This is a genomic window from Tepidibacillus infernus (genome assembly GCF_048898065.1).
Taxonomy (GTDB): Bacteria; Bacillota; Bacilli; order Tepidibacillales; family Tepidibacillaceae; genus Tepidibacillus_B; species Tepidibacillus_B infernus.
The window spans coordinates 631,240-643,624 of record NZ_JBLWFI010000001.1 but is presented as its reverse complement, the minus strand read 5'-3'; the positions used below and the strand labels follow the sequence as shown (position 1 = coordinate 643,624).

Sequence of the window (12,385 nt, the reverse complement as noted above, 5' to 3'; positions counted from 1 at the left end):
AAATAAAAGACTTGGAGAAATCCAAGTCTTTTATTTGTTAATTCCCCTTAAGAGGCTATGTTCGCTTGAATCATTGCTAATTAACCAACCTTCTGCTGTTTTGGTCAAAATCATTTTTCCTTTTTCTACAATAGTTTTATTGATTTCTCCAGATGACTTTAATGTGATTGTGTAACTAAATCCTATTGTTCCTTTTTCTTTGTTTTCTTGGTTTTTAGTAAATGTTATATCTTCAACATGAATATTGGTTTTATATTTTTGAGCTATAGAAGGAACAATCCCAGCTAGTCGATTAGCCGAAAAATCTTGGTATTCCTCCTCGGTAAGATAAGGCTTTAATTTTTCCAATATATTTTTCTGGTATTCTGTTAGGTCACTAATATGAGTATAGTCCGTAATCTCATACTGAATCATTTTAAATTCTTTTGCCAGTTGCATTGCTGATTGTTCGTCAGAGGAGTTAGAACAACCTATAACAAGAAGGAAAAGCAATAACACCGAGAGTTTTTTCAACAATTTACCCATCTCCCATTTCATTTTCTTTTTTTTTGCTAACACGTTAATGCCCAACCATTCTTTGAATGAACTTTTCGTAATGACACCCTTTCATTATAGAACATTTTACCAGATGGTTACTCTTTATTTCTATAAAATAAGCAAATTTTCACAATTTTTGCTTCAATTTATGTATAATGCGCCTATAAAATGAGGCATAAGACCATTAAAAAAAAAAACTGGGCACATATTATCTTATGTCCAGTTTTATTGATTGTTAGATGAGGAACTTATTCTAAGTCTAGTCTAATTGGATAAGGATTCAAACCTAATCGATTTGTTCTTATACATTTTACCATTATAATCGTATTTTTCCAATAAATCTAATTGGTGAAATCTGTGCACCAACAGTTGCTATTAGTTTATCGTTGATTACGTCATAATGGACATTCCATCTGTTCAATTATAAAAAAGGAAAGGATGGTTTAAGATGGACGGAACATTTATTTTGCTGTTGATGCTGATATGAATAATTATCTAACTAATGTAGACAACTATTTTCATGGGATATCAGATGCAATGAATGAATTTTATAATATGAACGGTTATAAGTGGTCTACCGGAATTTATGGAAGTAAAAGTGTTGTAGAATATATGCATAATAGGTGGGGAGTTACAAAAGAATGGCAAACCATTGCATGGAGTAGTGGAAATTATTACACTGGTTCTGAAATATATCAGTACGAAACAGATATTCCAAATTATTTAGGAGTATTTTCCTCCCCAGTTGACAAAAATGGATCAAATACCACTAGCCGCGGTAGATTTACTAGTTTAAGTTAATAAATAATTTTGATCGTTTAGAAACTTCATTTCAATATTCAAAATTGGACTGAAGTTTTTATCGGAAAATTATACCCAACTATGTTAGCTAACTGGACATCTTTATTTATGTCCAGTTTGTTAATTTTGAGATTCTGTTCACCTTTGAATCCTTATCATTCTGATAAATATTTTCCAAATTACTTAGTTTAGTTCATTATTAACGATTAGTATTTTTTTTACTGACGCTAAAGATAGATTATACCAAGTTTTTGCACCAACAGAACTTAGAAAGATTAAAGATTCTTTTTTAAAATCTATGTTATCATCCATGGTTATGTAATTATATAATGGCAAATATTGATTTGGTAAATATTTCTTTCCAAAATCTCCCCATTGTTCAAACGAGGTAAAAACAATTATGAGTAATAAGAATCTAAGATTTGCTAGTATCCAACAACAATCTTATAATATTCCATTTTTTGTATTTCCATAAATATTTTTCCCTACTTCCTCTGACAATGTAAAATAGAACTGTTTTTTCAAATTTGTTCGACGAATGGTTGTATTTTTTCATTCTAATGACTCTTTAATATATATAAACATCTATGATAGAAATAAATAAAAGGATATTTTCCCTTATATTGGAGGTGAAATGAATATGAAAAAGGATTTTTATACAATTAAAGGATATTTTTCCCATCCAGAATTACCAATAAAAGATTTTGTAGACATTGAAGAGTTAGTGTATTTTAATCAAATTCAACCTATCCCTTCGGACAATAACAATCCCATATTCATTGCATCTGATATCGAAACGATTGGAATTAAGATTTACCATGAATACTTAGAAGCGAAAGAAATTAACATGAAAAAGAAGTTTTTCAAGTTAAATCGTTTTCCCTTTTTAAAACAAAAACTAGACTATTATCTAATAAAAAATCCAGAATTCAACCAAAATCATCTCTTTTCACGTTTTCTTGAAGAAGAAATTCATCTGAATGTTTTTGTTTTATCTCTCTTCAACGACAAATACTATACAGAATCGCTGAATCAATTGTTTAAAGAATTTTATTTCGAATATCGTTTTAAGGTTTATCTTAATCAGATTCTATATTTCGAAGCCATCACATTTAGTAAAAAACGGTCCCAACACCATAAAAGGGAAGCATTGATCCTTGAACAACCTATCGGTAATGATCGTGAAACCACATTACTTGATACGATTGCAGATACAGAAACCATTAGTTTAGAAGATATAGATGGGTTAGATTCGTTGGATTCCTATTTATCCGACGATCATCTATATCAAGCTTTTAAACAGCTTACGAATCATCAACAAAAAATCCTTTACCTCTCCTTTGTCAAATTGCTAAAAGATGTCGAGATTGCAATGGTGCTAAATGTATCCCAACAAGCTGTTTCCAAAACAAGAAAGACTGCATTAGAAAAGATTAGAAAAGCCATGGGGGTGAGAACATGAACGAAGCAAGCGAATGGTATAATGCTATTGGCAATGTTGGCTTCCCTATCGTAATCGCTATTTATTTGTTAATACGGTTTGAAAAGAAAATTGATACCTTAAGACAAAGTATCGATCAACTGGGACAAGCTATCCGGGAATATACATCGGGTAGGTGAATAGGTTGAGCGAGTTATATCAATTGATAAGAGAAGTCCAAGATGGAAACGATTCGTCTTTAATCAAATTTATTCATCAATTAGAGCCAAAAGTCAATCGTTTATTAAACCAAGCCAATTATAACGATAGAGAAGATCTTCGACAAGAACTATTTTTGAAGATTTTTTTAACAGCAAAAAAATATAAGTTAGATGAGGTGCCCGACTTTGAAGAATTTCACCGTAGAATTATGTAAAGACATTTGCATACAAATAAGACCTACTTTATTATAATTTAAATCTGATTTGGAAACTTCTGAATCAGATTTTTTTATTTTTTTCAATCTTTTTTGAAACTATGGTTGTTATTTTTGACTTTCAATCCCCTTTATATAATAGACAGAACAAAGAGTATGGTTAGGGGTGAACCATTACTCTTTATACTCCTTCTGTTGGAAAATAAAAAGGGAAAGGATGATCTAAAATGGCTATTGCACCATGTCCTATCTATGGAAATCATAAAATGTTGTCAAGAGGAGACTGTTCTGTGGTTGATGCTGATACTGGTCAAGAAATCGATTCTTTAGTAGGTTGGTACCAATGTGATTGTGGAGAACGATTTATTTGTGGAGGCTGGCCTCATTTTGGAGGAGCAATCACAGACTATTGTACTGAAGGGGCTATTAAAGGTTACGGTAACATTAGTAGTCTCTATCTATTTGAAGTTGATTCAAATTTGATTTATTACACAGATAGTTCAACCTTACCGGGCTACCAATTCTGTACATCTGATGGAAATTGTCGTGCAGCTGGTTAATTTTTCAAGGGCTTGGATCCTTTCCAAGTCCTATTATTTACTACTATCTATTTGAACAACAAGAACATAATTGGCATTCTTTTCGTCCCATTCTACATGGAGTTCGTAAATATATTTTCCTTCTTCTTTTGAAAGAAACACCATATTTTCAACCATTCTATCTAATCCAAAAGGTTGATTTAATTGACCTATAAAAATCCGCTTTGGTTCTTCATTGAATTTAACAACTAATTTGGAATGAGGATCAACTTTCGTTGGAATTATACTTTTAGCTATCTCTTCTGTTGAAAGTTCTACATTACGATATTCCATCCCATATTGGCGAACTGAATAATCTCTTAGTGTCACAGGTATTTCCCTTTCATTAACCGTAACTGTTGGCAATGGTGGTTTTAGTTTTGACAAGTTTGGTTCATACCCAGATAGGATAAAATAACTAGTTAAAAATAAAATTAAGCCAACAGTATACATTATGGAAGATAAACGATAGAATTTACTTATTGCTAATATATCTTCTCTTGACCGTTCAAGGCCTGATTGGCTCGAAATCGTTCTAGCTTGTTGGTAATTAAAATCCCCTCTTGCTCTATAGGTTCCTATTGTATTTGCTATTCCAATAGCCAAATAAATAAAGGAAGTATAAAAAAAGTACATGGCAATTGTTCCAATGTCCTTCTTATCTTTGAAAATAATCCATATGACTAGCATTGTGATGATACTTAACAAAGCACTCCATAAAAATCCTAATAAACCTTTAACAATAAAATTTCTCATTATTTAAGATCACCTCTTTTACCAGTATATTCATGTATTCTTATAAAATAAATAAAATCCTTCTATATATTTAACTTTAATTAGCAATTATCATACCTTTGGTAAACGTTGATAAACCTTTCACCATAGAATTATTTAATAATCATAACGAAAGAAGACCAGTGTTACTTTACACTTGGTCTTCTTTCATGTAAATTATTCTAGAGGAGGTATTTATGTGAAAAAGTTAGTATTTATTCTATTTTTCATTTTTTTAGTTGGTTGTCAAAATGGTAGTTTTGAACAAAAAGAGATAAATCAAAAACCTAAAGAATCAATAGAAGAAACAAAGAAAGTAAAAATAGAAGAAAAAAACATAGAAAATGAAATGATGAAACAAAAACTATTTGATTATGCGGCATACAATGGAGAAAAAAGTATTAATATCACCATTGAGGGAAAAATAGAACCTGCCGAATTTAAAAAAGTTAAATTTACTTCATATGGTTTATATGTTCCGAAAATACTAAAAGAAAATATGTTTGAAGATGGTAATGAATTTGGGTTTAGTATTGCTGAATTTATTTCTATACGTCCCATTGATTCTAACATAGTCAATAGAGAAATAGCCGAAGAATTTGCTATAGAGGAATTAGTTAGATCACCTCTCACAAAAGATAAAAATCTCATGATATTCGATGAATATCTATTTTCAACAATTAATGAGAATGGGGTCAGGAACGATTTCTTTTTTTATCAACACGATAAGAACCAAGGAACGATTGTTAAGTTCCGATACTTCCAAAGAAACGTAGATAAAGTACTCCCAACATTTCTTGAAGTCATCAAACATATACGATTCGTTAATGAATCATAGTGGGTTTAAAGATTTTCCAGTTACTTGGGAAATCTTCTTTTTTATCTATAAAATTTATTACGATGGGATATGCTGTTTTAAAAACCTTTGATTATTGATGTTTAGCCAGAAAAAGCACATAATAATATATTGTATTTTTACTTTTAGAAATGGAGGTTATCTATGTCTTCTTATCAGCGTAAGATTCTAACATTTGCAATCATGATTGGCATGTTCCTTGCAGCAATGGAGGCCACCATTGTCAATGCAGCAATGCCGACGATTGTTGGTGCTTTAGGTGGTTTTTCATTATATAGCTGGGTATTTTCAGCCTTTATGTTGACCAATACAACAACTGTGCCGATTTATGGTAAATTGGCAGATATGTATGGACGTAAGGTGATGTTTATTATTGCAGTGACATTGTTTGTGCTAGGTTCCGCATTAAGTGGACAAGCAAATACAATGGTTCAATTGGTTTTATTTAGAGGAATCCAAGGATTAGGCGCTGGTGGTGTTCTCCCCCTTGCATTGACAATTGCTGGAGACATGTTCACACTAGAACAAAGAGCAAAGGTTCAAGGATTGTTTTCAAGCATATGGGGATTATCTGCTATTATAGGTCCTTTTATTGGTGGTTTTATTGTAGATCACTTCTCCTGGAGATGGCTTTTTTATTTAAATCTTCCGATTGGAATATTGGTCATTACATTAGTTGCGATTTTTCTCCCCAAACAGAAGACGACTAAACATACCCATAAAATTGATATTCTTGGCGTAACCTTGCTTTCCACAAGTATTGTAATGTTCCTTTATGGTACATTGCTTGTTAGCCGTTACGGTTGGTTTCATATCATCACGGATTCATTCTTTGGGTTATCACTTATCTTACTTGTTCTATTTATCTATGTGGAACAAAAAGCAAAAGAACCTTTTATTCCATTATCCCTTTTTAAGATTAAAATCATTGGTTCAAGCAATCTCACAGCTTTCTTAATGGGGATTGGAATGTTTGGCTCTATCCAGTTCGTTCCGTTATATGTTCAAGGTGTTCTCGGAACAAGTGCTACACAAGCTGGACTTAGTATCACTCCCCAAGTGATTGGTTGGAGTCTTTTCTCCATTGTTGCTAGTCGCCTGATTCTTAAGAATGGTTATCGATTACCGATTTTGTTTGGCGCCTCTTTAATGACAATTTCTGGTTTCATGCTTGCACAAGTAGGTGTCAATACATCTTATGTTTATGTTCTTGTTTCGATGTTCATCTTAGGTGGTGGACTTGGATTAGCGATGACTACATTTGCTGTTGCCGTCCAGAGTGCTGTTACTTTTGAACAGCGTGGACTAGCAACATCAAGCCAAATGTTTGCAAGAAGTATTGGTGCAACGCTTGGTGTGACCATTCTCGGATCTGTTTTAACGATGAATATGAAGCCACAAGTAGAATTCTTTATTCTACAAAATCAGGGTAAGCTACCTACAGAATTACTACAGCAAATTGAACAATCTCAAGGTGTTTTTGAAGGAGACCAAGCCGCTTTGATTCCTCCAGATATCTTAGATCGGATGGCTACTTTCTTAGCAAATTCGATTCATAACACGATGTGGACAGCCTTTGTCCTCTCCTTTTTGGCACTTATCACGGCATGGTTCATCATTCCACGAGGTAGTGCTCAATCTTTATCTGTTGAGGAAAAATCACCAGTTAGTGAGAATTTAAGTAAAGCTTAAGAATCGGGTAGGAGGCTGGCCCTTATTTGACCAGCCGACCTCCCACAGCACCGTACGTACCGTTCGGTATACGGCGCTTCCAAAGTTTACACGTCACTTCGCAGAATAACACTCACTAAAACTAAGATATCCAGCTCGCTTAAATCGCTCGTTAGATAGGGCTTTTGTCAAGATAGGGCTATGAGCAGTACGCCAATAGCCTTTTCTTGTATTCGCCCACATCCACGCTTGCTCCTCACTCACGCCTGCCTTCTTGAGGTTTTCAAAGCGTGTCCGGATTCGTTTCCATCGTTTCCAGGTCACCATTCGTATGCGACTTCTCAGCCACTCGTCTAAACTACTGAGCAGATTCTTTGCATCCGCCAGTTTGAAGTAATTTGTCCAGCCTCGCACTACTTGATTGAGTTTGGTTCTTCGTTCTTCGATTCCCATTCCGTTGCTGCGCCCAGTAACTTCCCGGATTTTGTCCTTAAGTTTCTGAATGCTTTTGGGATGGATTCTTAACCGCCCTTCTCCTCTGTAGATGTAGAAACTATATCCCAGATACTTGACGTAATTTACATGCGATACCTTCGTTTTCTCCCTGTTAACTCTCAGGAATAACCTTCCCTCAATATACGGGAGGATGTGGTCGAGCGTTCGCTTTGCCGCTTTCTTGCTTTTGCAGAAAATCATCATGTCATCTGCATAGCGTACAAAGCGGTGTCCCCGCTTTTCCAGCTCGTGGTCGCATTCGTTGAGCATAATGTTGCCAAGTAAGGGGCTTAGGGGGCCGCCCTGTGGTACACCCTCTGGACTTTCTTCAAACATCCCGCCATCCATAACTCCTGCTTTCAGGAATTTATGGATTAGCGATATGATCCGCCCATCTTTTATCGTCTCCGACAAAATCTGAATCAGCTTGCTTTGGTTTACCGTATCGAAATACTTTTCCAAGTCCATATCGACTACGTATTTATAACCGTCTGTAATATGAGCTTGGCATCTCCGCAGGGCATCATGTGCGCTTCGCTTCGGTCGGAAGCCGTAGCTGTTGTCTGAAAACTGCTTCTCGAAAATGGGTGACAGCACTTGAGTTATCGCTTGTTGGATTAACCTGTCCACGACGGTCGGTATTCCTAATTTTCTGGTCTGTCCGTTCTCTTTGGGTATTTCAACCCGCCGCACGGGTTTTGGACGGTATTTTCCGTCCCAGAGGGATTTCAGGAGTTCGTCCTTGTGTTCTTTCAGGAAGGGTAGAAGTTCATCCACCTGCATGCCGTCAATTCCACCTGCACCTTTATTCCTTTTCACTTGTTTATAGGCTCGATTGAGGTTTTCGGCGTTGAGGATTTTCTCCATCAGTCTCTCTGTCTGCTCGTTTGTGTTGGTGTTGTCGGTTTCGGTCATCTTTGGTGGCGCACACACTTCTGCATACTCTCTCTGTTCCGCAGATACCATTTGCAGATAGTCTTCAAAAGAAAGTTGTCTGTGTTTTAAATTGCCACTTTCAGTAACTTTCATTGACCCACACCTCCTTTGGTTCGGCCCTTCCTTCGGTGTCTAGAACACCTCTGTACTATGGCTTCGGCTGACTCCTCACGACAAATCTTGTTTCAACCGGGTTTCATACTCCGTTTCCACCCGTCCGTGAGGCCTCCCACGGTAAGACGATTCACTTTCATTCCATGTACCCGCAACATTTACGCTGACGTGTCCGTGTAGCTTTTGGGCTTTGACTTGTCAGGCAGTCTTACCCCACGTTTTGCGCCTAATATTGTTCGTGTTCCTCGGGTCAGAACTTTGCCGCCGGCTTCCTTCAGATTCCACCTCGCGATGGACACCCTTGCCTTAAGCTAATGGTTGGTCGCTACATACCCCCATAGCGGACTTTCACCGCCTAGTTAATCGCCATGCGTGGCGCACCACAACAAAAAGGATAGCAGACAAATTGCTATCCTTTTGCATATAACCAATCCTACTAATAAATGGAAACCTTATTTTTCCCTAACGATTCTAGCTTTGATTTTACATTCTGAATGAAGCGACCTGCAATGAACCCATCTATAATTCGATGATCGAACGACATACAAAGATTTACCATAGAACGAATTGCAAGCATATCCTCAATCACTACTGGCCTTTTTACAATAGATTCCATCGTAATAATCCCTGCTTGGGGATGATTAATAATCGGTGCTGATAAAACAGATCCTATCGCTCCAGTATTATTCACTGTAAAGGTTCCACCTTGCATATCATCCATCGTTAATTTTCCAGCTTTGGTCTTTTTAACTAATTGATCAATTTGCTTAGCCAGCCCATAAATACTTTTTTGATCGGCATCATGGATAACTGGAACAAATAAAGCATCCTCTGTAGCCACTGCAATCGAGATATTAATATTTTTCTTTAAAATAATTTGATCTTCGTCCCATACTGAATTTAAAATGGGATATTCTTTGATCGATTCAACGACCGCTTTAATAAAAAATGGTAGAAAGGTAAGGTTGAATCCTTCTTTTTGTATAAGTTCTTTCTTGATGCTATTTCGGTAATTTACTAGTTCTGTTACATCAGCTTCTACAGTTAACCAAGCGTGAGGAGCCTCATGTTTACTTTGCACCATTCGTTTCGCAATGGTTCTCCTTACAGTGTTAACCTTCATTACCTGATCTCCATGATCAATTCCGTTTGAAATAGGAGTTGTTTGTATAATAGGAGAAGTAAAATCAACATTTGATCCAGTTGTTAACTCAGCTGACTCAATCATTGATGGTGAATCATTTAATACTTCCTGCTTATTGTTATTTTCAATATATTGTAGGACATCTTTTCTAGTAATACGTCCTTCCAAACCTGTTCCTTTTATTCTGGTAAAGTCAATATTGTTTTCTTGTGCAAGCCTCATCACTGCTGGAGAATAGCGAATTTTTCCTGCATGTTTTATCCCTTGATTTTCATTTGGCTGGGCTTTAGACTGGACTATTTCGGATTGAACAGGGTTTTCTAAAGTTTGTTCAATACCATCTATTGATTCAGGTGAAATAGCTTCATCTTCTTGGATATAGCAAATTAAATGGCCAACCGCAATAGTTGTTCCTTCTTCAACGGCGATTTCGGTCACTATACCAGCTACAGTCGCTGGAACTTCTGCATTAACTTTATCTGTTTCTACCTCGCATAAAGGCTCATAAAGAGCAACTTGCTCGCCAACCTTTTTTAGCCATTTAGTGATCGTTCCTTCTGTGACACTTTCGCCTAACTGAGGCATTAATACTTTAGTTGCCATCTATTCCACCTCCTTTAAAATTCAGCTAATTCTTTGATTGATTTTGCAATCTTTTCTGGGGTCAGCATAAATGCTTTTTCTAAAGGTGGACTATACGGCATGGCAGGAATATCAATTCCAGTCAGACGTTTTATTGGTGCATCAAGTTCAAATAAAGCTTCTTCAGCAATGATCGCCGAAACTTCTCCACCAATTCCACCAGTCTTGTTATCTTCATGAATAATTAATACTTTTCCTGTCCGTTTTGTCGCTTCAATGATTGCTTCTTTATCTAATGGTTGAAGAGTACGTAAGTCTAGAAGATGAATGCTGATACCTTCTTTCTCAAGACTTTCAGCAGCTTGAAGGGCATATTGAACCATTAAACCATAGGTAATGACTGTGACATCATGACCTTCTCGCTTCAGTTCTGCTTTCCCAATTGGCAAAGTATAATCTTCTTCAGGTACTTCTCCTTTAATCAGACGATATAAACGTTTATGCTCAAAGAATAGTACAGGGTCGTTATCTCGAATAGCGGATTTTAAAAGTCCTTTGACATCATATGGTGTAGATGGAGCGACTATTTTTAGACCAGGTACATTACTAAATACTGCCTCAACACTTTGTGAGTGGTATAAGGCCCCATGAACTCCTCCTCCATAAGGGGCACGGATCACTAAAGGAACATGCCAGTCATTATTGGAACGGTACCGGATTTTTGCCGCTTCACTAATAATTTGGTTTGCCGCAGGAAAGATAAAATCAGCAAATTGAATTTCTGCAACAGGTCTCATTCCATACAATGCAGCCCCAATAGCCACACCAACGATTGCTGACTCAGCCAAAGGTGTATCTAATACCCGTTGTTCCCCAAATTCCTCATATAATCCATTTGTTGCACGAAATACACCACCACGTACTCCTACATCTTCACCTAAAACAAAAACTTTTTGATCTCTCTTCATTTCTTCACGTAATGCTTGAGTTACTGCTTCTATATAGGTTAACATAGCCATCAGGATCCAACCCCCTACTCTTCATAAACGTGTAAAAGAATAGTCTCTGGATCTGGATATGCAGCTTTCTCGGCACAATCCGTCGCCTCATTGACCTCTTTGTTGACACGTTCCATGATTTCTTGATGTAACTGATCGTTTAACAAACCCGAATCATATAAATACTGTTGAAATAGTAGAATCGGATCATTTTTTTTCGCCTCTTCCACTTCTTCTCTTGAACGATAGCTTCGATCATCGTCATCACTAGAATGTGGAACAAGGCGATATGTTACAGCTTCAATCAGTGTTGGTCCTTCCCCCCGAATAGCTCTCTGTCTAGCTTCATGAACCACTTGATAAACCTCTAAAGGATTATTGCCATCTACTGTGAAACCTGGCATGCCATAACCAGCTCCCCGAACAGCAATATTCTCAGTTGGGATCTGTTTTTTTAGAGGTACACTTATTGCATATTTATTATTTTCAACCATGAAAATAACGGGTAATTGATGAACTCCAGCAAAGTTGAGGGCTTCATGAAAATCACCCTGATTTGTTGAACCTTCGCCTAGCGTTGTAAACGATACCAATTCTTCTTGATTCATTTTAGCTGCTAAGGCGATACCAACAGCATGTGGCAATTGAGTAGTAACTGGACTAGATCCAGTCACGATATTGAGTGGTTTGCTACTAAAATGTCCAGGCATTTGACGACCACCACTATTCGGATCTTCTGCTTTGGCAAATGCAGACAACATCAAATCCTTTGCGGTCATACCTAGCACTAGGACAACACCCATATCCCGGTAGTAAGGTAAAGTATAATCCTTTTGTTTGTTTAAGGCGAACGCAGCCCCCACCTGCGCCGCCTCTTGTCCCTGACATGAAATGACGAAAGGAATTTTCCCAGCCCGATTTAATAGCCACATTCTTTCATCAATTTTTCTGGTTAAAAGCATGTAATAATACATATCTAGAACATTTTGTTGACTTAATCCCAAGTGCTGATGGGAGTTTGGTTGAATCAAATCAAACAGCCC

General features: G+C 36.6%; 13 protein-coding genes. 7 read left to right on the top strand and 6 right to left on the bottom strand.

Going from position 1 to position 12,385, the window contains the following annotated elements; genetic code table 11:
• Positions 1-30 precede the first annotated feature (30 nt).
• The gene (locus TEPIDINF_RS03285; RefSeq protein WP_068723703.1) at positions 31-516 is read right to left on the bottom strand and encodes a hypothetical protein; all 486 of its coding nucleotides are present in this window, start codon (positions 514-516) and stop codon (positions 31-33) included.
• A gap of 480 nt (positions 517-996) precedes the next feature.
• Here TEPIDINF_RS03285 and TEPIDINF_RS03280 point away from each other — a divergent pair, with 480 nt between their 5' ends.
• From TEPIDINF_RS03280 to TEPIDINF_RS03260, 5 genes are all read left to right on the top strand, one after another.
• Positions 997-1,338 carry a glycoside hydrolase domain-containing protein gene (locus tag TEPIDINF_RS03280; protein ID WP_268807451.1) on the top strand — a complete coding sequence of 114 codons (342 nt, stop codon included), beginning with the start codon at positions 997-999 and terminating at the stop codon, positions 1,336-1,338.
• 634 nt (positions 1,339-1,972) lie between these two features.
• Positions 1,973-2,800, top strand: coding sequence for a sigma-70 family RNA polymerase sigma factor (locus TEPIDINF_RS03275; RefSeq protein WP_421691353.1), 828 nt, complete (start codon positions 1,973-1,975; stop codon positions 2,798-2,800).
• Positions 2,797-2,958, top strand: coding sequence for a YvrJ family protein (locus tag TEPIDINF_RS03270; protein ID WP_082732368.1), 162 nt, complete (start codon positions 2,797-2,799; stop codon positions 2,956-2,958). Before TEPIDINF_RS03275 ends, TEPIDINF_RS03270 begins: the two co-directional genes overlap by 4 nt.
• Before the next feature lie 5 nt (positions 2,959-2,963).
• Positions 2,964-3,194, top strand: coding sequence for a hypothetical protein (locus TEPIDINF_RS03265; RefSeq protein WP_068723695.1), 231 nt, complete (start codon positions 2,964-2,966; stop codon positions 3,192-3,194).
• A 227-nt stretch (positions 3,195-3,421) separates the two neighbouring features.
• Positions 3,422-3,754 (top strand): hypothetical protein, encoded by a 333-nt coding sequence (locus TEPIDINF_RS03260; RefSeq protein ID WP_068723693.1) that lies wholly within the window; start codon positions 3,422-3,424, stop codon positions 3,752-3,754.
• A gap of 33 nt (positions 3,755-3,787) precedes the next feature.
• Here TEPIDINF_RS03260 and TEPIDINF_RS03255 read toward each other — a convergent pair whose 3' ends face one another.
• A complete protein-coding gene (locus TEPIDINF_RS03255) occupies positions 3,788-4,528 on the bottom strand; it encodes a hypothetical protein (RefSeq protein ID WP_068723690.1) in 741 nt (246 codons plus the stop codon).
• Between the two features lie 217 nt (positions 4,529-4,745).
• On the opposite strand from TEPIDINF_RS03255, the gene TEPIDINF_RS03250 reads away from it, so the two are divergent.
• Positions 4,746-5,384 (top strand): hypothetical protein, encoded by a 639-nt coding sequence (locus TEPIDINF_RS03250; RefSeq protein ID WP_421691352.1) that lies wholly within the window; start codon positions 4,746-4,748, stop codon positions 5,382-5,384.
• 162 nt (positions 5,385-5,546) lie between these two features.
• Positions 5,547-7,094, top strand: coding sequence for an MDR family MFS transporter (locus TEPIDINF_RS03245; protein WP_068723682.1), 1,548 nt, complete (start codon positions 5,547-5,549; stop codon positions 7,092-7,094).
• Positions 7,095-7,187: 93 nt separating this feature from the next.
• On the opposite strand, the gene ltrA is transcribed toward TEPIDINF_RS03245, so the two are convergent.
• The 4 genes from ltrA to TEPIDINF_RS03225 form a co-directional block, all read right to left on the bottom strand.
• Entirely contained in the window at positions 7,188-8,597 is a 1,410-nt protein-coding gene (gene ltrA / locus TEPIDINF_RS03240; protein ID WP_421691351.1) for a group II intron reverse transcriptase/maturase, read from the bottom strand.
• Positions 8,598-9,054: 457 nt separating this feature from the next.
• A complete protein-coding gene (locus TEPIDINF_RS03235; RefSeq protein WP_068723680.1) occupies positions 9,055-10,365 on the bottom strand; it encodes a dihydrolipoamide acetyltransferase family protein in 1,311 nt (436 codons plus the stop codon).
• A gap of 14 nt (positions 10,366-10,379) precedes the next feature.
• Positions 10,380-11,363: an alpha-ketoacid dehydrogenase subunit beta gene (locus tag TEPIDINF_RS03230; RefSeq protein ID WP_068723678.1), complete on the bottom strand. Its 984-nt coding sequence runs from the start codon at positions 11,361-11,363 to the stop codon at positions 10,380-10,382.
• A 14-nt stretch (positions 11,364-11,377) separates the two neighbouring features.
• Positions 11,378-12,370 carry a thiamine pyrophosphate-dependent dehydrogenase E1 component subunit alpha gene (locus TEPIDINF_RS03225; RefSeq protein WP_421692135.1) on the bottom strand — a complete coding sequence of 331 codons (993 nt, stop codon included), beginning with the start codon at positions 12,368-12,370 and terminating at the stop codon, positions 11,378-11,380.
• Between the last annotated feature and the right edge of the window lie 15 nt (positions 12,371-12,385).